We start from the raw sequence: 23,890 nt of genomic DNA on the forward strand, positions 1-23,890 counted from the left end.
CTGAATATGGAACTCTGGCGGCTGCCGAGTGACTAAACACCCGTGCCTTGCCGTTTTTAGGCTGATCGCTGTTACCTACTTATTCGCGTCGCTGATTACAGGAAGCCATTTATGCGCCGTCAACTTGCCGTTTTGATCATCTCTTGTTTGCTGTCCTTGGGCCTGCAGGCCGATGAGTACAGCGACACCATTAGCACCTTTAAACACTCGCCCGTCGCGCAGAAGTTTTTTGACAACGCCTACGCCTACGCGGTGTTTCCCACCATTGCCAAGGGCGGTTTGGGCCTGGGCGCTGCCCACGGTACCGGGCGGGTGTACCGCAAGGGCCAGTTGACCGGTACCACCAGCATGACGCAGCTGTCTATCGGGCTGCAAATGGGTGGGCAGGCCTACAGTCAGGTGGTGTTTTTACAGGATAAGCGGGCCTACGAAGAATTTACTTCCGGTAATTTTGAATTTGCCGCCGGTGCCAGCGCCATTGCCATCACGGCCAGTGCTCAGGCCACCGCCAGTACCACCGGTGTGAGCGCCAGCAGTGGCGCCAAGGCCGAGTCCACCCAACAGGTGGACGCCAACTACACCAAGGGTGTGGCGGTGCTGACGGTGGCCAAGGGCGGGCTCATGTACGAGGCCTCCATTGCGGGCCAGAAATATGCGTTTACAGCGCTCTAGCTGGCTTCTGGGTCGGTATTTTGCGGCTCTGACGGCGAGTGCCTGGGCGGCGATTAGCGCGGCGGCACCCTGCGAGGGCGAAGCCTACCGCGCCTTTGATTTCTGGCTGGGCCATTGGGAGGTGCGCCGCGCCGACGGGCAGCTCGCCGGCCACAACCAGATACAGTTAGTGGAGCAGGGTTGTGTCCTGCACGAGCGCTACCAGACGCCCGCGGGCTACAGCGGCCAGAGTTTTACCCTCTACGACGCCAGCCGCGAACGCTGGCACCAGAGCTGGGTGGATAATCAGGGCGCCTTGCTGCTACTCGCGGGCGGCCTACGCGCAGGCCAGATGGTGCTCGAGGGCGATAGCCCCACGCCGGCAGGTGCACAGCGCAACAGGATCAGCTGGTCGCAGCTGCCCGATGGCCGGGTGCGGCAGTTGTGGCAGGTACAACGAGATGGCGCCTGGCAAACGGTGTTCGACGGCTACTACCAAAAAGTCTCCCCCCCTGCGCCCCAGGCGTCCAACCCCTAAGCCGACGCCCCACTGGCGCCGGGATTACCACTTTAATGTCAGCGATTCAGCGGTCTCCGCGCGGTCAAACTCGCAGGCTAACTGCCAGCGCCCGCCGGTGGCTTGCCAGTGCAGCAGTGCAAAACCGTCGCCGGGAAAATAGCGAGTGCTGATATCGCACACCACTTCGCCGGCGGCGGTTTGCAGTGTCAGGCTGTCCTCGCTTGCCAGCTCTTCGGGCCGGGTATTGACGAAGGGCAGGGGCGCATTTAGCGCCGAGCTGTGCAGGGAGTAGCAGCGCAAATCGCCGTCCGGCAGGTGAAAGGTCAGGGTCGCGCAGTTGGACAAGTGCTCGTCGCCCGACACGAACAGGACATTTTGTATCCGACGCTCGGCAATCCAGGCCAGCAATGCGTGCAGTTGTGCCGGGTAGCCATCCCAGGCATCGGACTGGCAGCTGGCACCGGCCCCCGTCGTCGAGCGTAGGCGGCGCGGCAGTAGCATAGAGGCCGTCGCCACCAGTTTAGGTTGCTCTGTGGGAGAATTGACCAGCCATTCTTTGAGCGCCGTAAACTGGGTGTCGGACATCATCGGTTCCAACGATTGTGCGGGCGTTCGACCCTTGCGCTCGGTGCGGCTGTCGGCCAAAAAGAGCGCCAGCTCCTGGTGCTGCAGGGTCTGCCACAGGGGCGCTCGCGCGGTGCCGGTCGTCGACGTAGCGCAGGGGGCGGCGGGACGGGGCAGCAAGTTGCGCTGGCGTTGGAAGAGCAGGTAGCTACTGCGCGCCGGGGTAAACTGAGCATAGTGCTGGGCTTGCCCCTGGCGGTCGTCCCAGTCGTTCGCGATCTCGTGATCGTCCGGCATCATGTAACTGGGCAATCGGCGCAACACCGCGCGCACCGGCGGCTGCTTTAGCCATTGGTGATAGGGCTCCACATAGCGCTCGTGGTAGGTTTGGGCGTCGGCCATGCCGGCGGTGGGGTCCACGTATACCTGATCGCCAAGCAGTAACAGCAGCGAGGGCGCCAGCGGTTGATCCAGGCGCTCGGCCAGTCGTTGATAGGCGGCATAGGCGCAGGCGTGATCCACCAGCATGGCCGGGTATTGGCAGGCGGCCACGGCCAGGCGCAGGCTGTCCGGGCCGCTGGCGGGCCATTGCAGCAGCGCCTGTCGGTGGCTGTCGCCGGCCAATAGCTGCGCGAGATCGGCTTGGGTGGCTTCGACCAGGTGGCGCAGCAACTGCGCCTGCGCCTGTGGCACCGAGCCCTGCGCTTGGCGCAGTAAGACCAGCAGGTTACCCGGCAGGCCAGCGTGCAGCGGCAATTGCGACAGGGGCGTGCCATCGTCGTGGATCAGTACCGGCAGCCAGAGTTGAGCTAGCCCGTCGTCGGGGCGGTCCAATAAAAATTTTAACCACTGGTGTTTGGCCGGGTGGGCAAATTGCAGTTGGTAGTGGCTATCTAAATGAGCTGTGGCCAAATCCCAGGGCGCCAGGGGGCGGCCCTGGTCGTCGACCCGCACAAACAGCACATACTCGGGCGCCCGGCCCGCGGGGTCGACCCCCAACATGACGGGCAGCTGGGTGCGGGTGGCGGGGCCTATCACCGGGCCCAGCGCCGGCAATTCCAGGCGCACCTTGGGCGTCGCCTGGATCAGCGGCTTGCTGTCGCTGGGTTGCCGGTAATCCTGGGGCGACTGAAAAAACGCATCTATGGCGCGGAACACTTTTTCGCTGCCGCGGCCAATCAATAAATCCTGATGGCCAAAGCCGTGGAAAATGCGCTGGCGGGCGCACAGGCCCTGCGCCTCCAATTCCGGCGCTATGTCGTGCAGGGCGCTGGCCATTAAGGCGGCGGTGTCCACGTCTGCCAGGCCGCTGTCGGCAGCGTGCAGACTCAGGGTGTTAAAGCGCCAGCGCCGGGCAAAGTTTTCGCGGCTGGCGTAGCAGTTCTCGCCCTGGTAGTTGGTAATTTGCTCCTGTAGTGCAAAATGTATGGTTTGCGCGAGGGTACCCATGGACAGGGGCCCAAAAATGTCGTCGATGTGCGCCAGCAGCCGATCGGATAAATTGGCCAGCGAAAAGGCGCGCCCATACAGCGCATCGATGCGCCGGCGGGTGGCCGACCAGCGCACCTTGCGCCCGGGCCACCAGGGGTTTTCGCGCATGAACTCCGCGCGCGGGTAGGGCAGCGCCTGCAGCAGCCGGTCAAACAGCGACTCCAGCATCGAGGGCGCCTCGCTGGGGCGGAATTGGTAGGGCAGGTTGCCGAGCAAATGGCGCACGTTTTTGAGCAGGTAGCCGCGGGTCATGTTGTCGGGGCAAAAGGAGACTTTGGGCCCCACCTGGCTGAGTACCACATGGCGCAGATGGTCCGGCAACCTGTCGCGCATCTGAAAGTAGGGCGCGCCGGCCGGCGGCTTTTGCAGGATCGCCATACTCAGCATGGCCGCACCCATACAATGGGCGATGACATCGCACTGCTTATGCCGGGTGACTGCCAGTATCTCGGTCAATGCCAGCGGAATGTCCTTGAAGGCGACATCTTCAAAATGCCAGGGCAGCATGGCCGATAGTAATCCGCTCGAGGTGCGCAGATCCACCAGCCAGATATCCCGGCCGGCACGGTAAAAATAGTCGGCCGCGCAGGTATCGATGGCGGGGTGGGCGTAGGTGGTGCTGGAGGCGCTGTAGCCGTGCAGCATGACCAGTGGCGGTTCGCTGCTGTCGGCTTGCGGGTAGCGGGTCAGGCGAATGTGAATGGGTAGCCCGTTGTCGAGTCGATCCACCTCCAGTTCGCGGATTTCCGGCGCTGGCAGGCCCGACAGAGGCCCCGCCAAACGGTTCGGCTGGCGCGGCTCGGGCCGGTCGGGTTTGCGAAAGGTCCACACGTGGGTGTGGATCAACAGACGCACAAAAAAGCAGTGGAAGGACACTAAGTCAGCAAACCCTCGTACCAGATTTTCCTGCTGCACGATGCGCAACAGCGGCTTGTCGCGCCTGGCCAGGTAGCGGTTGTCAAAGGCCAAGGTGGCGGCCCGCTGTAAGCCGGGGAATTGGCTCAGTGTTAGGGTCGACAGCTGTTGAATGGGATTGGCCGCGCGGCAGTAGGTGATGTGCTTTTCGCCGTGCAGAAGGTGTCGGTCGGCGCCCGCCAGCGCGGGCAGGTGGCTGGGCCAGCCGCCGGCGGGGCTATGCAGGGTCAGTCGGTATTCAAACAAACGCACCTGGCCCGAGTGACTGGCCAGGTGGCGCAAATCACGCAAATAGGCGCCAAAGCCGGTGGGCGCTTTGTCCACCCGTTTGAACAGCGCGCGCAACCGCTTGCTCAACTGCAGGGCGTCTTTACTATCGCGCAGGCCCCGGTTCCAAAGGTAGGCCCAGCTGGCGCGCGCCACCCGTTGCCAGGCTTTGCTGTGCGCGCGATGCATAATTTCCAATTCGCCGCTCACCGGCGCCACCAGTATGGCCTCGGCGGCCATCTCCGCTTCATTGGCGTTGCGCGCCACCAACAGTCGCCAGTTGTCTGGTTCAAACAGCCGCAGTTGGCTGCGGCTGTTGCCCTGGGCGTCCCGGGCCAGCGCGGCGGTGCGGCCTTGGGGTTCGTTGTCGCCCTCGGTCCAAAAGTAATCGGCCACCGCCTTGGGGGCGAAACAGAGCGTGAGCTCCGCTACCAGTGGCCGGGTGCCCGTCTCGGTGGCTAAAACCACCTCGCCATTGAGCCGCTCATTGACCTCAATCAACGTGGGTAGGGGCGTCTCGGCCATATCGGTGGCGCGCCACACCGGCCGCGCGCGAAAGCCGGGCAGCGCCTGGGCTGCCTGTTGTAGTTGCCACTGGTTGCGTAGGGTTTCGGCGGCGCGCAGGGCCACGGCAGCAATGGTCAGGGCCGGGTTAATGCCCAGGGCGCAGGGCATGATGGCGCCGTCGAGCACCATCAAGCCCTCGTGTAAACCGCCCTCCGGGCCGGCGTTATAGACGCGCCCCAGATCGTCCACCACACCGTCGGTCACCGAATCGGCCATGCTGCAGCCGCCCAGGGGATGCACCGTCAAGAGTGGCCCTTTGTCGCTGTTAAACAGCGCGGCCATGGCATCGGGCAGCGGGTTCCAGGCCGGATTGCTGAGCACGCGGCCCTTGACGCTGCGGGCCGTCAAGCTGCGCAGGGTTTCTATTTGATATTCAAATAGCCGCTGGCTGCGGACGCTGGGCCAGCGCACCTGCAGGCGACCTTCGGGCAGGTCGTCCGAGGCGGCGCTGGGTTCGGTCGGCCACTCTAGCTGGCCGCCGGCACCGTCGTCGCCCATAACGGCATACAAAGCGGTGTGCGTAAGCTGGCGCAAATTGAGCGAGAGCGGGTCATTTTTCGGTTGGCCGCGCGGGTGTTCGCTGCAATCGGACTCGCCCAGATTGTGCAAGCTATTGGTGCTGGTGTAGAGCTCGGCAAATACGCGCGCCAGCGGCGCCGGCACGGCCATTTCCTCGATAACCAGTTGGTGCGACGCGCGCAGGTCCAGAATGCCGGTAATGGTGGGGCCCACCTGCCGCCGGCTGGGTTGTTTGGTCGACCAGGCCAAGGCGTTGACGGCTTGCTGTTGATCAAAGCCCACGGCGATGGCGTCGCCGTTGCCGGAGAAACGCTGGCCCAGCTGGCGCGAAAAGGCCAGCTCATCGCAGGCTGAGCGCATTAGAATCTCTGTGGAGCCAAGGCTGCCGGCGGCCAAAATGACCCGCTCAGCGCTGAGTGTTATGGGCGCTTTTTGGCCGGCGCGCAATTTGTCGTGGGTGTAGTAACAGGCCAGGCGCCAGCGACCGTCGGCCTGCTTGTGCAATTTTGAGACGCTCACGCCGGCGTAGAGCTCGGCGCCCAGGCGTCGTGCCTGCACCAGCAAATTCATATCCAGGGAGTTTTTGGCGCCCAGGTTGCAACCGGTGGCGCAATCGCCGCACTGGCTGCAGGCGTTCATTTTTACCCCCGCTTGATTGTCGCCGTCGACCATGGCCACAGTGATGGCGGCGGCGCTTGTGGCCTCGGGTGCCAAGGCCTGCAACTGGGTAAATTTTGAGGGGCAGTGCGCCGCGCGCGCGATAGTGTTGGGTCTGTCCTGGGCGTCGCTGGCGCCCAGCAGTTGTCGGGTGCGGGCAAAATCGAGCGCCGTGCCAGCCTGCAAGGCGCGCGGCCAGCGTTGGTCGAACACCTCGGCGGCCGGCTCGGCCATGACCCCCGCATTGATCAGTGATCCGCCGCCCAGGCCGTTGGCGGTGAGCACGTTCATGTCGCCGTTGGCGCGCAGGTCGAATAGCCCCTGGCGCTGACCGATGGCCGTGCCGCCCACCATGCCGCGCACCTGGGCCGGCAGCTCTTCCATATTTTTGGGGAACATGCCCGACAAAAATTCGTCGCCGCGCTCGAGCAGGCCCACGCGCAGCGTTCGGCCCTGGTATTCACACCCCGCCAAGGTGGCCGCGGCAATGGCGCCACCGTAGCCGCTGCCCACAATGAGCAGGTCAAATTCGAGCGCGGCGGGTTCACTGGCGGCGCGGTGGACTAAATTTTCAAAGCGATCTGATAGCCATTGGCTGACGCGTTGCATGTGCGCTGTCCTTGCGTGGCGATGAAAGTATTAAACAGCCGCTAGGCGCTACTCGGAGACAGTTAAATTACAGGTTTCGGCAATGGCGTCTTCCAGCACGTGGGCGGCAACGGGCTTGTGCAACAGTTTTATACCGGCTTCGTTGGCTTCGCGCAGTCGATCGGGCGCGGTATCGCCACTGATAAGAATAGCCGGCAATTTGGGATAGATATCGCGCAGGTTGCGAATGGTGTCCAGGCCGTTGTCCTCCCCGCGCAGGCGGAAATCCGCCAGCAAAATGTCGGGCCGGTTGGCTAGCGCCAGTTGCAGGGCCGCTTGGGTGGAGTCGGCCACGTCGACGGTGGCGCCAAAGGTTTCCAGCAGCGCCTGCATGCCCAGGCCCACTTCCATTTCGTCGTCGACCACCAGCAACCGCAGCGAATCCCACGAGGCCAGCGCCTTGGGGCGATTGGAATGGCTGTTGGGGCTGTCGTTACTCACAGGCAGGGTAAGCGACACGCGGGTGCCGTCGTTGTGCACCGAGTAGAGCGAAAATTTAATATCCAGCAACTTGACCAGCCGCTTGACGATGGCCAGGCCCAGGCCCAGGCCCTTGCGGCGATCGCGCTCGGGGTTTTCCAGTTGGTAAAACTCCTCGAACACGCGCTGCTGTTCGGCCTTGGGAATACCGCGCCCGGAGTCCACCACCGATACGGTCACTAAATCCTCTTCCACATTGATCGACAGCATGATTTTTCCGCTGTCGGTGTATTTGATGGCATTGGACAAGAGGTTGCGCAAAATGCGTTCAAACAACAGTTCATCGGTTTCCACATAGACGTCGACATAACAGTCGAGCCAGATGCTCAGGCCCTTTTCCTCGGCGCCCGGGCTGAATTCCACCTGCAGACGCTCGGCCATATCCAGCAAGTTAAACGTTTGCCGATTAATGTTGACCACACCGGCATCCAGCTTGGAAATGTCGAGCAGCGAATCCAATTGCGAGGCGAGCGCCTGCAGGGCGGTGTCCATGTGGCCCACTATCTCGCGCGACTCGTCGTCGAGTGGTCGCTTGCCGAGTGCGGAGCCGAACAGCGACAGGGCGTGAATGGGTTGGCGTAGATCGTGAGAGGCCGAGGCCAAAAAGCGGGTTTTGGCCGACGAGGCCGACTCGGCCTGCTCCAGAATGGTTTGCAGCTGTGTATTCACCGCCGACTGCACCAACCGCTCGCGGTAGGAGCTTTCAAAAATGTGAAAGCTGTTGCCCGCCAGCCGAATGAGCAGGGGCACGTAAAAAATGATCAACAGTGCGACCGCCAGCGATGGCCAGCTAGGAGGCGCAACAGTGGCGCCGTGATAGCCCCACACCAGCGACGCCACACCCAGCGTGGGTAGCGTGTAGGCGATGGCAATGGGACGGTAGCCGGCGGTGGTGGCTACGGTAATGGAACTGGTGCCCATGAGAATCATGGTGACCACGGCGCGCTCCAGCTCAGTGAAGGCGCTGAAATAAAGCAGCGGCAGTCCGTGCAGAATGCCATTGGCAACGGTCACCGCCATGGCCAACTGCAATTGCTGGCGCTCGGAGTAGTGGATGAGTTTTGGCAGTCGCGCCAAAAATTGGGCGCGCAGAATTAACACCAGCGCCGCCGCGGAAAACCAACCGGCCCACAGCCAGCGCGGCAGACTGTCGGAGGCAAAAAACGCTATCACGGCTAAGGCGATGAGCATGGGCAGTGGCGTAATGCGCCCCTGCTTGGCCAGCATGCGTATCAGCTCGGCTTCGATATTTTCTTTATTAGTATTCGCTGAGTCCATGCACGGCTTCTGGTATTCGCGTCGATAAAGGCCGGTTCGCCGGCAGGGCTTGAGCTTAACCTAAAGCCCCTGGGCGTTAAAGCGCCGCTAGGCAGCGATGCCGCCACTCAGGGTGAAGGCGAGAATTCCGAGCCAGGTCAAGGCCAGCAGAGTCCAGGGCAAAATGGTCGGTCGCCGGTGCGGCGGTGCCGGTGAATCAATTGTTCCGGCGGTCTGAGGTGGGGTGTTAGCCCGGGCTTTCTTTTGCAGCTTTTCGCGCTCGCGGGCCTTGGCTTTCGCCTGCTTTTTGTACTGCTCTATGCCTTTTTGTATGCCCTGGGTGATGCGCTTGGTTTCAGCTTTGGTCTGGCCGGGGCGCTGCAGACTTTTCGCGATAGCCTGGGCGTCCTGCAGATTGTGATCGGCCGCTGTTGATTTTTTGTAGCTCATGGCAGTCGTGCACTGGTTTAAGGGCTTGGCAGTATACCTCACGGCTGGGCCGGTGGCGCCGGTGGTACCGGTGCTTTGGGTCTACACTCTGGCTTAGACAGTATCCATTATCCGTGTGAGGGAGGCAGGGTGAACGAACAACAATCGGTGCATCGCTATGGCGTAACCTGGGCAATTGCGGTGTTGCTGGTCGGTTTATTGGTGACACTCTACTTAGTGGCCGAGCGGCACAAGGCCAACCATGAAGATACGGTGCAACAGCTGACGCAGCGCGGCGAGCGCATTATGCAGCGCATCGACGAGCGGTTGCGGTTGTTTGAATACGGTCTGCGCGGTGCGAGGGGCTCGTTGCTGGTGGTGGGAGACCAAGTGGCGGGCAATGAATCTTTCCGGCGTTATAGTCTGAGTCGCAATATCGAAGAGGAGTTTCCCGGCGCACACGGCTTTGGTTTCATTCGCCGAGTGCCGGCTGCAGAGCAGGCGGTCTTTGAGGCCAAGGTGCGCGCCGCCGGTCAACCCAATTTTACAGTGCGTCAGTTAACGCCGCACCCCAACGAGCGCTACATAGTGCAATTTGTGGCGCCCGAACAACTTAATCGCGAAGCCATCGGGCTGGACATCGCCTCGGAAAGTAGCCGGCGCGCGGCGGCAGACAAGGCCATGCGCACGGGCGAGCCGCAGTTAACGGCGCCCATTACGCTGGTACAGGCCGATGGCGCGCCAGCCCAGGCGTTTTTGTTTTTAATGCCCGCCTACCTCGGCGGCGCAACCCCCACTACCGAGGCCGAGCGCGTTAGAAAGTGTATCGGCTGGAGTTATGCGGCCCTGGTGATGACCGAGCTGCTCGACGCTCTGGCCATCGATACCCGCCATGTGGCGCTGTCGATCAGCGATCGCGCCCACCACCAGCCCATTTACGTCAGCGACCAGTCCAGCAGCGCGGGCGACAACGATTTAACCCACTCCCAAATCCAGGATGTGTATGGGCGCCATTGGCAATTGACGCTAACCGCGCGGCCGGGTTTTCAATCTCTGTTAAACCTGCAGTCGCCGTCGTCGCTGGGTCTGTTTGGCGCGCTCGTGAGTTTGCTGGTGGCGGCGCTGGCGCTCTTGGTGGCGGCCAACCAGCAGCGCCGGCACTTGTCGCAAATGCACCAACAGGCCCTGGCGGCACTGGTCACTAACTCCCCCGAAGCCATTGTGGGGCTAGACCCCACGGGCCATATTCAAAGCTGGAACGATCGCGCCCGCGAGTTGTTTGGGTTCAGCTTTCAAGAGGTGGTGGGCCGCCGTCTGTGCGACGTGCTGGTACCCGAGGCCCAGCGCAGCGAAGAGCTGGCACATATGGAGTTGCTGGCCAGGGGCGAGCAGCTGCCCAGCTTTGAGTGCCGTCGCTGCCGCAAGGACGGCAGTTATGTGGACGTGTCTGTGTCCGTTGCGCCCGTGTACGACAGCCAGGGCCGGGTGGTTGGGGTGTCTGAAATTATGCGCGACATCACCGAAGAGCGGCAGCGCAAAGCGCAAATAGAGGACATGAACGCCGAGTTAGAAATTCAGGTGCGCGAGCGCACCAAGGCGCTGGAGGCCGCCGAGCGGCGCCTGCAAACGGTTTTGGATGCGGTGCCGGCACTGGTGAGTTACTGGAGCAAAGATTTAACCAACTGGGTGGCCAACAAGGCCTATGCGCAAGCGGCGAATCTGCCCGCGCGCGAATTGCAGGGCCGGCCGCTGGCGGAGGTGGACGCCAGTCAGCTGCATCAAATGCAGGCCAAGCAACTGGAGGCGGCACTGGATGGCGTGCCCCAACACTTTGAGCGAACCTTGGTAGACGCCGAGGGACGTCGGCAACACCTGCTCACAGATCTGGTGCCCGATGTGGCCGGCGGTGATGTCTCCGGCGTGTTTGTGATTGAGCAGGACGTCACAGAAATTACCGAAAACCGCGTGCACCTGGCCGAAGCGCTGCACGAAAATGAAGTCTACCTCAGCACCATCGACGCCCAGTTACAGTTGTCCATTACCGATACCGAAGGTCGCATACTGGAAGTGAACGATAATTTTTGTGCGGCAACCGGCTACCAGGCGGCCGAGTTGATCGGCCAGGACCATCGGCTGTTAAACAGCGGCGAGCACAGCGCCGAGTTTATGGCGGATCTCTGGCGCAGCCTGCGCGCAGGTAAAACTTGGCGCGGTGAAATCTGCAATCGCAATAAGGCGGGCGAGCTGGGTTGGTTCGACACGGTCATTGCGCCCTTTGTGGGCGCCAGCGGCAAGGTGGAGCGCTACGTTTCTTTGCGTTCGGATATCACACTGCGCAAATTAGCGGACTTGGAATTGCGGCGCGTAAATAACCTGCTGCGCAACGTATTGGACGCTGCCTCCGAAACGGCCATTGTGGCCACCAATGTACAGGGCGAAGTGACCCTATTTAATCGCGGCGCCGAGCAGTTGCTGGGGCTGACGGCTGAGCAAATTGTGGGGTATCGGCTGCCCGAATCCGTTTTCGTGGCCGAGGATGTTGCCGCCTGCGTGTCGGAGCGGCTGGCGGAGGATGGCGTGAATCTGTCGGGCTTTGACGCCTTAACTTACGGCGCCCAACAGTGTGGCAGCGAGGCGCGCGTGATGCGCCTCGTTCATGCACAGGGGCGCGTGTTCGAGGCGTCGCTGGTGCTATCGGCCATTCGGGAGGACGGTGAGTTGCAGGGGTTTCTGGGTTTGGCCACCGACATTTCCGCCCAGCGCGAGCACGAGCGGGCGCTGGTCAACGCGCGCGATCAACTTAATACCGCCGCCAAAGTGGCGGATTTGGGAATTTGGAGCTGGGTGCTGGAAACCAATGAGCTGGTTTGGAATGAGCGCATGTTTGCGCTCTACGACTATCCCTTGTCCGAGCGCGACGGGGGCCTGAATTACGACCACTGGCGTCGCCGCGTGCACCCCGACGATGTGGCTGCCGCCGAAGCGAAATTAATGGGCGCCGTGGAGGGGACTGACACCTACGACCCGGTGTTTCGCGTTATAGATAGCCAGGGCAATGTCCGGCACATTCTGGCCGGTGCCCATGTGGAGCGCGATCACCAGGGCAAGGCACTAAAGGTCACGGGCATCAACCTCGACATTACCGAGCAGCGCGAGGTAGAGGACCGCCTGCGCGAGGCCAAAGACCAAGCCGATGCCGCTAACGCCGCCAAGTCGGCGTTTATTTCCAACATGAGCCACGAAATTCGCACGCCTATGAACGCGGTGCTCGGCATGCTGCACCTGGTGAAACAAACGCCGCTAAATGACCGCCAGCAGGACTATGTGACCAAGGCGCACCGGGCGGCGCAATCGCTGTTGGGCATTCTCAACGATATTCTGGATTTCTCGAAACTTGACGCCAACAAAATGGAATTGGATAACCACCCCTTTGAGGTGGAAGGGCTCCTGCGCGATCTGGCCGGCGTCTTGTCGGGCACCGCAGTTAATTCTGATGTGGAAGTGATCTTCGATATCGACACCGGTATTCCCGCCGTGTTGACCGGCGATCGGCAGCGGTTGCAGCAAATCCTATTAAATTTGGCCGGCAATGCGCTTAAGTTCACCGCCCAGGGGCAGGTGGTGCTGGGGCTATATTTGCAAGCCAAAAGTGACGAGGCCGTGACCATTCGCTTTGCTGTCGAAGACACAGGTATTGGCATTAGCCCCGAGCAACAAGCGCGCATTTTTAACAGCTTTGAGCAGGCCGACTCCTCCACCAATCGCCGCTTTGGCGGCTCCGGCCTGGGGCTGGTTATCAGCAAAAAATTGGTGCGCTTAATGGGTGCTGAATTACTGGTGGAGAGTGCACCCGACAAGGGCAGTCGCTTTTGGTTCGACGTGCGCTTGACCGTGCTTGAGGAGCAGCGGCCCGTGAATGCCAATGTCGAACAGCCATTAAAGGTGCTGGTGGTGGAAGACAACCAACTCATGTCTGAGGTGGTGGCGCGCAACTTAAAGGCGCAGGGTTGGCAAGTGGATCAGGCCTACGATGGCCAAGCGGCGGTGGCGCAAGTGCAGGCGAGTTTGGGTGTGCGCCCCTACGACGTCATTCTCATGGATTGGCGCATGCCTGTAATGGACGGTGTAGCCGCTGCCAATAACATCAAACAACTCACGCAAAAGGCGCCGCCGGTGATTGTGATGGTGACCGCTTACGGGCGCGCAAGCGTGGAAGAGAGCGCCAATATCGACGTGTTTTCCGATTTCCTTTTGAAGCCAGTGACGCCGGCGCAAGTGATGGAAAGTGTGGCCAGGGCCATTGGCGGGGGCGCTTCTGTTAAGCGCACAACCCAGTCAGCGCCTGTGGAGCGCCCCTTAAACGGGGTCAGGCTGCTGTTGGTGGAAGACAACGAACTTAACCGCCAGGTGGCCTGTGAAATGCTGACCAGCGCGGGTGCGATTGTGGAACTGGCCGAGGATGGCCAGCAGGGTATCGACAAGGTGTTGAACGCACAGCGACCATACGATTTGGTGCTGATGGATATTCAAATGCCCGGCATCGACGGCCTGGAGGCCACGCGCCGCATCCGCCAGGATGACCGCTTTGCAACACTGCCGATCTTGGCCATGACGGCCAATGCTTCGAAACAGGATCGCGATGCCTGTTTGGCGGCGGGCATGAATGACCACGTGGCCAAGCCCTTTGATTTAATAGAGCTGACGGCCAAGTTGCTGACGTTTATCGAGGGCGATCGCGCGGCGGCTGCCGCTCAGCCTACGCGCGCGCACGCAGATGTCGCAGACAATGAGCCATTCCGTGCGGCGCTAAAACGCTTTGGCAATAACCAGGCCCTCTACGCCCGCATGGTGGCGATGTTGCCGGCGGAAATAGACAAGCAAAAACAATTGCTGTTAAAAGCACTGGCGAAGGAAGATGCGGAATTGGCCGAGCGTGCTGCCCATTCCTTGAAAGGTGTCGCGGCCACCGTGGGCGCTACAGCTCTGTCGGTGCAGTGCGGCGCATTGGAATCCCAGCTGAAGGCGGGCGGGCAGCCATTGGCCAATGTGTTGAATGAGGAGCTGCTGTCGAGCATCGACCTACAGGCGGCCCAGGCTGTTGCCAGCTTGAAGGCCTGCCTGGCGGACAGCGAAGCGCCCGCCGATGGCGAACCCGCAAGCGCCGCCATGGCACCGGATCGGCGCGCTCAAGTGGCGCAGACGGTGGATCACACGCAGGCCCATTGGGTGGCCGAATTAAATGTGCTGATCAAACAATTGCGCGAACAAAATTTGAACGCACTCGACAGAATCAGCGTGTTGATGCCAGCGCCACCCCCGGCGGTGGCGCAAGAGGTACAAACCCTGGCGCGGCTGGTGAACGATATGGACTTTACCCAGGCGCTGGTTGTGGCGGAATCGATCAAGCGGGAGGTCGCGTGGAAGCATCCATAGATCTTTGGCTGCCCGACGGCAAAATGAAACCCAAGCTGTTGGTGGTAGACGATCAAGCTGTGAATATTCGGGTGATTTACGAACTGTTTCAGGAAAGTTGCGAGCTGTTTATGGCGCGCGATGGCAACCAGGCATTGGCGCTGGCCAAGCGTGTGATGCCAGACCTTATCCTGCTGGATGTGGTCATGCCGGGGGTAAGTGGCTACGACGTTTGCCGGGAACTCAAGGACGACGTGTCTACCCGCCATATTCCGGTGATTTTTATTACCGGCAATATCACCGACGCCGACGAAATGAAGGGGTTTGCGCTGGGCGCGGTAGATTTTATACGCAAGCCCATCAACCCGGTGGTGACCAAGGCGCGGGTGCGCAACCACCTGTTGCTTAAGTGCCAGGCCGATAAGCTGGCCAAAATTGCCTTAACGGACGGCTTAACGGCTGTGGCCAATCGCCGCTGCTTTGATCAGGAACTTGTGAAAGCCTGGCGCCGCTGCGCGCGCGAAAAAGTGATCCTATCGGTGCTGCTGGTGGACGTGGATTTCTTCAAGCGCTACAACGATCGCTTTGGCCACCAGGCCGGCGACGACTGCCTGTGCCAGGTGGCACAGACGCTGTCGTCTGTGGTACAGCGGCCGGGCGATTTAGTGGCCCGCTACGGCGGCGAGGAGTTTGGCTGCTTGCTGACCCACGCCGACGCCCAGGGCGCGCGCCACGTGGCGCATATGTGCCTGGAAGCCGTGCGCGCGCTGGCCATTGGGCACCCAGATTCCGAGGTGAGTGATTATGTCACTGTGAGCATTGGCCTGGCATCGATTGTGCCCAGCACCGAATCGGATGCCTCGGAAATGCTGGTGGCAGCGGCCGACAAACAGTTGTACAAAGCTAAGCACCGCGGGCGCAACCAGGTGTGCGATTAATCGGTACTGGGCTAGCGAACTTAAGCGTCAACTGAGTTAATAATCAGTGCGCTTTTTTTTCGAGTACAGCAACCGACACACCTATTTCAGTAATCGTGAGTTCCCGTCACTTTGGGGTTAAGCTTTGCGCGCTGTGTCAAAATCAAAAAAGCGCTCGGGTTGTTGAGCCAGGTGGGCAAAGACCTTGGTGTCGCGATAGGGCAACTTCATAAATCCCGATACACCCAAGCCCGTGATGTGGTGAATATTTTCCAAAATCGTATCCAGGCAATGCCTGAATTCGGCGCTGCGACTGGGGTCGCGCAGGCGCAGGTAATTGTGAATTTTCAAGTCTTTTTCCAAGCTTTCAAAAATTATGCAACCCGAGTGGTGAATCGTGTTCATCTGCTTGATGGGCGCCATAATTTCCGGCGGCAGCTCCAGCATTTCATCTGGGTCGTCGCCGTCTTCAAAATAGGAGTGCGAGCGCGACGACTGATCCTGCCCTCCCTGCGCTGCCAACACATCGAACTGAATTTTGTGGTGGGGCTTTACGCGAAATACATCGCCCGCGTGCTGGCGCTCTATGTGCAGGGTTTTGCGAGCGTCAAAAATACAGCTTTTAAATACCCCTTGTTTGTTGATGGCGCGGCCCAGGTGCACCATGTTGTTGACGGCGGTGGTGAATGCCGGTAGCAGCGATTCGTCGTATAAGTTGAGGCTGGAGTCGATATGGATGCCTTGGTCGTCCCAGTGGATGGCCAGGCCGCCCACCAAGGGAAAGCGCCCCAGGTGGCTCACAGCGGTGACGAAGGCTTTTTCGGTGTCGCCCATACCGCTGAGAAAATTTTTGTAGTACTTGTCCAGTTCCGTGGGGTCGATGGCGGCAAAGGTGGCGTCGTCCATTTCGCGTCGCAAGAAGGATTTGCGCGAGCTGTAAACCACCGTGTCTACTTCGTGAGTTTTGGGGTAACTGGTTATGGGCAACAGCGGTTGCAGGTCGTTATTGTCCAGCCGGTCATTGGGCGTGGTGACAATGTGTTTCATGTAGCGCATATTGCCCAGCCAGTAGTCGCCGGCGCGATCGCGCAGGCGCTTGTCGTTGCTCATCAAGTTGGTGAGCGTGCGTGCAAACTCTTCGGGCAGGCCCAGAGAGTTGGGCGTAATTACATGCCGACCAAATCGGCTGGACTGTCCTGAGGCCAGGGCGTACAAGGTGCCGGCCGCGCCCTGCTCGTCAAAGCGCGGCGATGAAAGCCCGCCGTTTAATTGTTCTTCGCCAATAAAATAGATGTCGCCTAATTTTGCGTTGGTTTGAGCGGCGTCGGCAGTGAGTGCACTTAGGCCGCTGTTAGTTGCGTACTGGCCGCGCGCGTCCAGCTGGGCAAAGACCGCGGCACCCCAGTCGATTAGCCGCAGCGCTTCGGTGGTTTCATCCCACATCAGGTTGGAGGGTTTAATATCGCCGTGCACAATGGGGGCGCGGTTTTGCTGCTCTGCCTGATCGCGCAGACCCAGTAATATGTCGGCCAATTGGGCCGCTATTTTTAAAATCAGGCGCGGTGCCAGCCGGCCCACACGGCGCGCGTACTCGTCCAGATTGACGCCGGGCGCGCGCTCCATCATTAAAATCGATTGACCGTGAACGCGCTGGAATTCGACGAAGGCCGGCACGCCGGGCAGAGCGACTTGCGACAACATATAGCCCTCATCCTCTAACCGGTCTTGCACATGTTGAGGCAGGGTAATGCGCGAAAATTTAAACACGAAATCGCGGTTGTCGCTGTCTTTGGCGGCAAACACGAAACCGTAGGCTCCCTTGCCAATCATTCGCGTCGCGGTATACCCCAGTCGGCGCAATTGCGCCTCGCACAACCCCAGCCAGGACTTCAGCTTTTTGGCGTCGCGGTGGCTGAGCAGGTAGATCGATTGCTCTTCGTTGATGTAAAAGTGCTGGAGGTTTCGTTGTTCCATGGCGTGGGCAGTGGCCGCTGGTTGGCAAAGGTCCGGACTACTATAGCAGTCGGCTGTCGGGGTCTGAAGCACTGCTGATGTCGGTGCGCCCAGGTTGCGGGATGGTGTGGTGGACGCGGCTTAGCTGGGTGGCAGATGTTTTGTCACATAAGCCAACAGCGCCTGCTCTTCAATGGGTTTGCTGAAGTGATAGCCCTGGCCCATATGGCAGCCCATGTGTTGCAGCCAGGCCAGTTCCGAGCTGGTTTCCACGCCTTCGGCAACCACTTCGAGGCCCAGGTTTTCACCCACGTTAATGATACTTTTTACTATCGCTTGCTTGCGGCTCTGGGTGCCGAGATCGGTAATGAAACTGCGATCAATTTTTAGACAGTTAATGCGCATGTCCTGCAGGTAGCTAAAGGACGAGTAACCCGTGCCAAAGTCATCGATGGCCACTTTGACGCCCAGGGCCTGGAGCCGGGTGATGGCTTTGTTGGTGTGCTCCGGGTTTTCCAGCAACACAGACTCTGTCAACTCAAACTCCAGGCTGCCCGGCGTTATGGGGTGCTTAGACAGCGCGGCAACCACCGTAGGCAAAAACACGGGGTCGGCGAAATCGTGGGCCGAGACATTGATAGACAGTTGCAGCGCGCCCAAGGGCGTATTTTGCCACTCAAACAATTTCTTCAGGGCCTGCTTAAATACCCAGCGGGTGATGGCATTAATCAGGCCCGTGGCTTCTGCCACCGGGATAAATTGGTCTGGGTAGATGAGTTTGCCATCGGGGATTTGCCAGCGCAGCAGCGCCTCGGCGCCCACAATGCAATTGCGCTTTAGATCGATCTTGGGTTGAAAGTGCAATACCAGTTCGTCGTTGTCGATGGCGCGCCGCAGCTTTTGCTCTGTGTCTATTCGGTGCAGGGCCATGCGTTCGAGGCGCGGATCAAAAAAGTGAAATTTATTTTTGCCCGCCTGTTTGGCTTGGTACATGGCCATGTCGGCTTTGCGAATCAGTGCCTCCGGCTCTGTGTCGTCTTGGGGAGCCACGCACACGCCCAGGCTTGCGGTTACCACATAGTGGGCACCGTGTATTTTAAAGGGCGCATTAAACAGCAGCAGCACGCGATCCAGCACGCTGATGATGTCTTGCTGATGCGCAATGCCCTCCATAATCAGCAAAAATTCGTCGCCGCCCAGACGCCCCAGGGTGTCGCTGTTGCGCAGGCAATTGTTGAGGCGCGCGCTGGTGGAAACCAGAAAGTTGTCGCCTTGGCCGTGCCCGGCGGTGTCGTTTATTTTTTTGAAATCGTCCAGATCGATAAAAACAACGGCGGTTTTTTGACCGGCGCGGGCGCCTTTTTTCAAGGCGTGATCGAGTTTTTCGAGCAATAGCAGGCGGTTGGGCAGGCCGGTCAGGGTGTCGTAAAACGCCTGGCGCTCGAGCTGTGCCTGCTGCTGTTTAATTTCGGTAATGTCTCGAAAACACCAGACCCGACCGAGGTATTCCGCGCCATTCAAAATGGGAACGCTGTGGTACTCGTAGTGGCGGTTGTCTACGGTTTCCATGAAGTTGTGCAAAATGCGCTTGTTGTCCTGGGTGACTTGGGCGATGTCTTGCAAAAACGGTTCGGTATTTTTCATAAGGTCTAACACGGCGGTCAGATTCTCTTGACCGGTGTTATTTTTCAGCTGATCCCAGCGTTTATTCATAAACTGGCAACCGGCGCGGTTGATTTGCGTTAACCGGCCGCCGGGTGCAAAGCTGAAGATGGCCTCTGGGCTGGCGTCCAGTAGTGCGCGCTGCAGCGAGATGGCGGTTTTATGCTCGCGCAGAAAGCGTTCATTTTGGTCTAACTGTTCGCGCAGCGCGCCGTTGCGCTCGTTGAGTTCATCGGAGGTAAGCATTAGCGACCGCTCGAGCATTAAGCGCTCGCGATCTTGTTGGCTCAGGGCCTCTGAAATGGCGGCTAACAATGGCGCCTCGGGCAGCTCGTCGGCGTGCTCCCGGCCGTGTTTGCGCAAGAGCCGCTTAAGCAGTTTATGCATTGCGTTCCTGCAGCGTGGTAATTGTCATGGTTTGGTTGTGGAGTGCACAACTGTCGCTGCCAACCATGGGCGATATTTCTCCGTAGGAATAAAAGCCGGCAAACTGCCAGCCGTCGCCCAGCACATCCTCCACGGCTTCGAGCTCTTCTTCCGTGCGCTGGTTGAGCACCAAGCGCCGGCCCACGCAGCTGATCAGCAGTGCCAGGCCGCCCTGGCCCTGGTGTTTTTGCCGGCTGAGTGCGGCGCTGGCGGCGGTCTCGGCGCCGTCGATCAAGCGGTCGAAATTAGCCCGCATGAGCTGGGCTTTGGCGCCGGTGGGCATGTCGCCGGCGAAGGTCATGGAGGCCTCCTGTTCGTCGACGCTCAAAATGGTGCGGATCACCGCCTCCTCTTCGCCGTCGCGTTTGATCAGCAGCGGAAACAAGAGTGCCGAGGCGGGCAATTCGTCGGCGTGGTCGCCGAGATAGCGCTTGTACAGGGCCAGCGCCGGTTGATCGTCCAGACTGTAGAGCACGTTGCTGCGGGCGCGGGTAATCAGGCGCTCTGGCCCAAAGGGGTCCCAGCCACCCATGCTGCCGTGGCCGATGACAATGTCCGGGCCGTACAGGCCACACAGGAGTATGTTGCCCTCGCCGGATCGGCCGTTGTGCCAGACCTCGGTGCTTTGAAAGCGCGTGCCATCGCCCGCCAGGCCGCCAGTGACCAGCACCCCGGCCGGCAGCCTCGCCCTGAGTAAATCCACTAGCTGGGTGCCGTTGACCTGTTGGCCATCCGACAGCAGCAATACGTACTTCAATCCCTCTTTGGTCAACTCTTGAGTCAGCCGGTCTAGGGTATCGGCCAAATTGCCGCCCTGCAGCGATGCCATGCACACCTGGGTGTCGGTGGTGGCAAAACTGACGGCGGTCAGGCACAGGCTATTGTCGTGCAGTTCGGTCCCTAAAATTTCGCCGGAGGTGCTGCAACCGATGATGTCGGCCTTGGGGAAGTGGGCCTGCAGCTCGGCGTTAAGGGCCGGGTTTGCCGCCAGCTCTCGGTCGCCAAAAAGCAACACGAGTTGGGCATCGGAGGTGGTGGGCAGGGGCGCGCGCCAGTGATCGTCGCGATAGAGGTTTTGGTAGGTGTGCATGGACGGCTCTTACCATGAGGGTATTAAGCCTAAAGTCTAGCAGGCCCGTCGAGGGCTGTTGCACAAAGGGCTGGCAGCCCGAGCTATCGGAACTGCCAGCCAGGAGGGGAAAGGCGCAAGCCCTAGGGCAAGACCCAGGCGATATTGTCAATTTGCAGGTGCACGCCGGTTTGGGCGTCCCATTCGGGCACCAGCACAAAAGGCGTATTCACTTTGCTGAGGTCCAGGCCGCCGGCCACCAGGTCGCTCACGGGCACTTCCACGCTCTGCCAGCCGCTCATGCCGGGTTGGCCGATGGCAATATCGCCAGAGGAGCAGGGGTGGCCGCAATCCGCCTTGATCGCCAGCGAGCTGGCGCTGGCGTAGTCGAGCACCTGGATGTCAAAACGCAGCGTGCCGGTGTCGGCAAAGGCGCGCATGTCTTTGGCCGTGGAACTGTTCACAAACACCAGGCCGCTGCGGTCGGTGCCCGTGAACTTGACGTCCAAAACTTTGCCTCGGCTGGGGTCGGTGGCGTCCAGGGTTTCCAGCACCAAGTGCGGCGAGGCGGTCTCCCATACCAGCCAGCCCAGGTCCCAGATGGGGTTCACTTCGTCGTCAAATATGAACACCGTTTCGGTCAGGGTGTTGCCGGGATCGGTGGCCAGGGGCTGCAGGTCGCAGCTCTCCAGGCACACCAGTTGCACTTGGTTTATTTGCACCCTGGCCGGGCCGCTGGCCTCAAATACAAACAGATTTTGAATACTGCTGAGGTTTACGCTGCCGGCCTCAATGCTGTTGGCTTGCAACTGGTTGATGGGTACCGAAACTTTGACCCAGGTGTCGAGCGCCGGCGCGGTGATGACCTTCTCGCTGACATTGGGCCAGCCGCTGTCGAGCTTCACCTTGAACTCGGTGGCAGCGGCTTTACTCAATACTTTGAGGTTAAAGGTCAACTCGCCGTACTGCGCCATATTGATCAGCTTAACGCCTGTGTCGGCGCCCTCGATGGGGCTTTCGTCAAGGTTGATAAAACTGTTGCCGGCGTTTAAGAACTCAATTTGCCAGTGGGTGGCATCGCCCTCGGTGACCATCTCTAGCTGCACATCGCCGTCCACGGGCGACCAACTCAACAGATTGAGCAACTGTTGGTAGTCTGCGCCGCCGTGGCTAAAGGCCAGCGACTGCAGGCTGTTGTCAAACAGCGATATCACTTTTTGCGCCGGTCGGTGGCTGCCGATGGGGGCGATATCGGGGTTGACGTTGGAGGCGCAGCCGCTGCCGTCGGCGCTCACTACACCCTCCGGGGCGCACTGGTAGACGCGCACGTAATCGACGCTGAGCGTTTGTGGGAAGCTGCTGTTGGCGTCGGGTGCGCCGGGCCAGTTACCGCCCACGGCCAGGTTCATAATGATGTGAAAGGCCTCGTCGAAGGGCGCGCCGGCACTGCCGTAGCTGAAGCCGGTGGACTGGTCGGCCCAGTAGTAGGTGAACCAGCCGGGGCTGTCGGCAGTGGCGGGCTGCTGGGTGGCATAGTGCACGCCGTCTAAATACCAGCGAATTTCGTTGGCCTCCCACTCCACAGCGTAGGTGTGCAGGTCTTCCCAGATGTTGCCCTCGGCCGTGATGCTTTGGCCGGTGTAGCTGTTTTCGGGCCAGAATTTGCCGTAGTGCAGGGTGCCGTGGATGTCGTTGGGGGCGCTGCCGGTGTTGCTATTGACCGCCTCCATAATGTCGATTTCACCGCTGGCGGGCCAGCCGCCGTAGCGCCACTCGGTGGGCAGCATCCACACCGCCGGCCACAGGCCCTGGCCCTGGGGCAATTGGGCCGCCACTTCGATGCGCCCGTAGCGCCAGTCGCCCTGGCCCTTGGAGCGCAGCCGCGCCGAGGTGTAGTTGCGGCTGGCGCTGGTATCGCTGGGATCGTAGTTGGGGTCGTCGTCGCCCAGCGCGGGCCCGCTAAAGGCTTCTTGGCGCGCCACTATGTGCAGCCGGCCGTCGGCCAGGTAGCTGTTCTCGGCGCGATCGGTGTAGCACTGCAACTCATTGTTGCCGCCGCCCATGCAATTTTTTTCGAATTGCCACTTGTTGGTGTCGATACTTTCGCCGTCAAATTCATCGCTCCACACCAGTGACCAGTTGGCATTTGGCGTCGGTGTGGGCGTCGGGGTTGGCGTCGGGGTTGGCGTCGCGGTTGGTGTCGGGGTTGGTGTGGGTGTTGGGGTTGGCGAGGGCGCCTCGCCACCGCCACCACCACAGGCGGAGAGTAACAATGCGCTGGCCAGCAGCCACGGGAGTCTGTGATTCATAGTGTTTCCTTTCTGTTTATTATTAGTTGGGTGTTGCGATTGAGCGGTCTTGCAATGGCGTCCTGCGCCGCCGCGATTGTGTCGGCGCAGGGCGTGGTTTGGGCTAGGGATTGGGGCAGCCGTGCTCGCCTTTTTCCCAGTGAATGTTGTAAAGCTTCAGTTGTGTGGCGTCCTGGCTGGTAATTTCAAAGGCCGCACTGACCTGTTGTAAATCGCTGCCAAAGCATGCCAGGGGTATGCGTACCTGCTGCCACTGCGAGCGATCCAAGCGCGCGAAGTTTGCCAGCGACTGGGGCTGACAATCTGGCTGGCAGTGCAGCTGTACCGTGAAATCGGCGGGCTGGCTGACCTGAATGTCGAAGATCAGTGTGCCGCCGGTAAAGTCCTGCATCGACTGAGCGCTGCCCGCATAGAAGCCAGCCCGACCCGGAGCTTCCCACTGCAGTGCCAGGGTGTCCTCTTGGACAAAGCGATCGCGCATGTACAGGGCAATTCCCGGGCGCTTCAGGCTGGCGCCGTTGACGTCGGTGGTGGTGCCATCGGTGCCGGTGAGTTGCAGTTTCCAGGGCGAAAAGGTGCGCCGGTGAAAAATCGCAGTGTGACGGGTGTCCGCTACCGCGACGTCCGCAGGATTGACTGCCAGCGGGTAGTCGAGTTCGCTGGACTCGCCGTTGGTGAGGCCAAAGCCCTGGGCAAACAGCGGGTCGTAGTTGGCGTCGCCTTTATTTAAGGGCGATTGCTGGCCGTGCTTGGGCCAGGAAAAACTCAACTTGCCGGTGAAGGGGTAGTTAATAGCGCCATCGGGTTTTTTAATGAGCACATCCGCTACACCTGCACCTTCGGTGCCCGGCTGCCAAATTACCGCAAAGGCATCGCTGGCATTCAAAAAGGGATTCACTGCCAGGGGCCGACCGGTGATAAACAAGCTGACCACGGGGATCTTGGCGTCCTTAAAGCGCTGAATCAGCGCCAGGTCTTTGGCCGAGCGATAGGCGGTATCCTGCACGTCGCCCTGCATTTCGGCATAGGGATTTTCACCAAACACCACGATGGCGACATCGGGTGTGTCGGTGAACTGGCCGTCTTCGCTGTAGACGGCGGTGCCGCCGCCCTGTGCCATGGCCGCGCGAATGCCGTCGTAGACGGTGGTGGCGCCGGGGAAGTCCTCGTTCATATT

12 protein-coding genes are annotated in these 23,890 nt (G+C 60.3%); 4 read left to right on the forward strand and 8 right to left on the reverse strand.

Annotated elements, in window-relative coordinates; translation table 11 throughout:
- The first annotated feature begins 111 nt into the window (after nucleotides 1-111).
- Both ACW8F6_RS13355 and ACW8F6_RS13360 read left to right on the forward strand, forming a co-directional pair.
- The gene (locus ACW8F6_RS13355) at nucleotides 112-672 is read left to right on the forward strand and encodes a YSC84-related protein (protein WP_491576373.1); all 561 of its coding nucleotides are present in this window, start codon (nucleotides 112-114) and stop codon (nucleotides 670-672) included.
- Nucleotides 653-1,189 carry a hypothetical protein gene (locus ACW8F6_RS13360; protein WP_491576374.1) on the forward strand — a complete coding sequence of 179 codons (537 nt, stop codon included), beginning with the start codon at nucleotides 653-655 and terminating at the stop codon, nucleotides 1,187-1,189. The genes ACW8F6_RS13355 and ACW8F6_RS13360 overlap by 20 nt, the downstream gene beginning before the upstream one ends.
- 24 nt (nucleotides 1,190-1,213) lie before the next feature.
- On the opposite strand, the gene ACW8F6_RS13365 is transcribed toward ACW8F6_RS13360, so the two are convergent.
- The 3 genes from ACW8F6_RS13365 to ACW8F6_RS13375 all read right to left on the reverse strand — a co-directional run bounded on the left by ACW8F6_RS13365 (nucleotide 1,214) and on the right by ACW8F6_RS13375 (nucleotide 8,986).
- A complete protein-coding gene (locus ACW8F6_RS13365) occupies nucleotides 1,214-6,760 on the reverse strand; it encodes an alkaline phosphatase D family protein (RefSeq protein ID WP_491576375.1) in 5,547 nt (1,848 codons plus the stop codon).
- A 48-nt stretch (nucleotides 6,761-6,808) separates the two neighbouring features.
- A complete protein-coding gene (locus tag ACW8F6_RS13370) occupies nucleotides 6,809-8,557 on the reverse strand; it encodes a hybrid sensor histidine kinase/response regulator (protein ID WP_491576376.1) in 1,749 nt (582 codons plus the stop codon).
- An 87-nt stretch (nucleotides 8,558-8,644) separates the two neighbouring features.
- Entirely contained in the window at nucleotides 8,645-8,986 is a 342-nt protein-coding gene (locus ACW8F6_RS13375; protein ID WP_491576377.1) for a DUF2956 domain-containing protein, read from the reverse strand.
- 129 nt (nucleotides 8,987-9,115) lie between these two features.
- Here ACW8F6_RS13375 and ACW8F6_RS13380 point away from each other — a divergent pair, with 129 nt between their 5' ends.
- A complete protein-coding gene (locus ACW8F6_RS13380; protein WP_491576378.1) occupies nucleotides 9,116-14,398 on the forward strand; it encodes a CHASE domain-containing hybrid sensor histidine kinase/response regulator in 5,283 nt (1,760 codons plus the stop codon).
- A complete protein-coding gene (locus ACW8F6_RS13385) occupies nucleotides 14,383-15,315 on the forward strand; it encodes a diguanylate cyclase domain-containing protein (RefSeq protein ID WP_491576379.1) in 933 nt (310 codons plus the stop codon). The genes ACW8F6_RS13380 and ACW8F6_RS13385 overlap by 16 nt, the downstream gene beginning before the upstream one ends.
- Nucleotides 15,316-15,432: 117 nt before the next feature.
- On the opposite strand, the gene ACW8F6_RS13390 is transcribed toward ACW8F6_RS13385, so the two are convergent.
- From ACW8F6_RS13390 to ACW8F6_RS13410, 5 genes are all read right to left on the reverse strand, one after another.
- A complete protein-coding gene (locus ACW8F6_RS13390) occupies nucleotides 15,433-17,268 on the reverse strand; it encodes a serine/threonine protein kinase (protein ID WP_491576380.1) in 1,836 nt (611 codons plus the stop codon).
- A 120-nt stretch (nucleotides 17,269-17,388) separates the two neighbouring features.
- Nucleotides 17,389-19,296, reverse strand: a complete 1,908-nt coding sequence (locus ACW8F6_RS13395; protein ID WP_491576381.1) for a putative bifunctional diguanylate cyclase/phosphodiesterase — start codon at nucleotides 19,294-19,296, stop codon at nucleotides 17,389-17,391.
- Entirely contained in the window at nucleotides 19,289-20,425 is a 1,137-nt protein-coding gene (locus ACW8F6_RS13400; RefSeq protein WP_491576382.1) for an FIST signal transduction protein, read from the reverse strand. The genes ACW8F6_RS13395 and ACW8F6_RS13400 overlap by 8 nt, the downstream gene beginning before the upstream one ends.
- Before the next feature lie 122 nt (nucleotides 20,426-20,547).
- Nucleotides 20,548-22,713 (reverse strand): family 16 glycosylhydrolase, encoded by a 2,166-nt coding sequence (locus ACW8F6_RS13405; RefSeq protein ID WP_491576383.1) that lies wholly within the window; start codon nucleotides 22,711-22,713, stop codon nucleotides 20,548-20,550.
- A 103-nt stretch (nucleotides 22,714-22,816) separates the two neighbouring features.
- Nucleotides 22,817-23,890: putative glycoside hydrolase (locus ACW8F6_RS13410; RefSeq protein WP_491576384.1), on the reverse strand; the 1,074-nt coding region annotated here is incomplete at its 5' end.

Source organism: Simiduia sp. (assembly GCF_058345725.1).

Bases quoted from the DNA above. Each gene is read 5' to 3' on its own strand.
- ACW8F6_RS13355 (WP_491576373.1), top strand. From the start codon at position 112: ATGCGCCGTCAACTTGCCGTTTTGATCATCTCTTGTTTGCTGTCCTTG.
- ACW8F6_RS13360 (WP_491576374.1), top strand. From the start codon at position 653: ATGCGTTTACAGCGCTCTAGCTGGCTTCTGGGTCGGTATTTTGCGGCT.
- ACW8F6_RS13365 (WP_491576375.1), bottom strand. From the start codon at position 6,760: ATGCAACGCGTCAGCCAATGGCTATCAGATCGCTTTGAAAATTTAGTC.
- ACW8F6_RS13370 (WP_491576376.1), bottom strand. From the start codon at position 8,557: ATGGACTCAGCGAATACTAATAAAGAAAATATCGAAGCCGAGCTGATA.
- ACW8F6_RS13375 (WP_491576377.1), bottom strand. From the start codon at position 8,986: ATGAGCTACAAAAAATCAACAGCGGCCGATCACAATCTGCAGGACGCC.
- ACW8F6_RS13390 (WP_491576380.1), bottom strand. From the start codon at position 17,268: ATGGAACAACGAAACCTCCAGCACTTTTACATCAACGAAGAGCAATCG.
- ACW8F6_RS13395 (WP_491576381.1), bottom strand. From the start codon at position 19,296: ATGCATAAACTGCTTAAGCGGCTCTTGCGCAAACACGGCCGGGAGCAC.
- ACW8F6_RS13400 (WP_491576382.1), bottom strand. From the start codon at position 20,425: ATGCACACCTACCAAAACCTCTATCGCGACGATCACTGGCGCGCGCCC.
- ACW8F6_RS13405 (WP_491576383.1), bottom strand. From the start codon at position 22,713: ATGAATCACAGACTCCCGTGGCTGCTGGCCAGCGCATTGTTACTCTCC.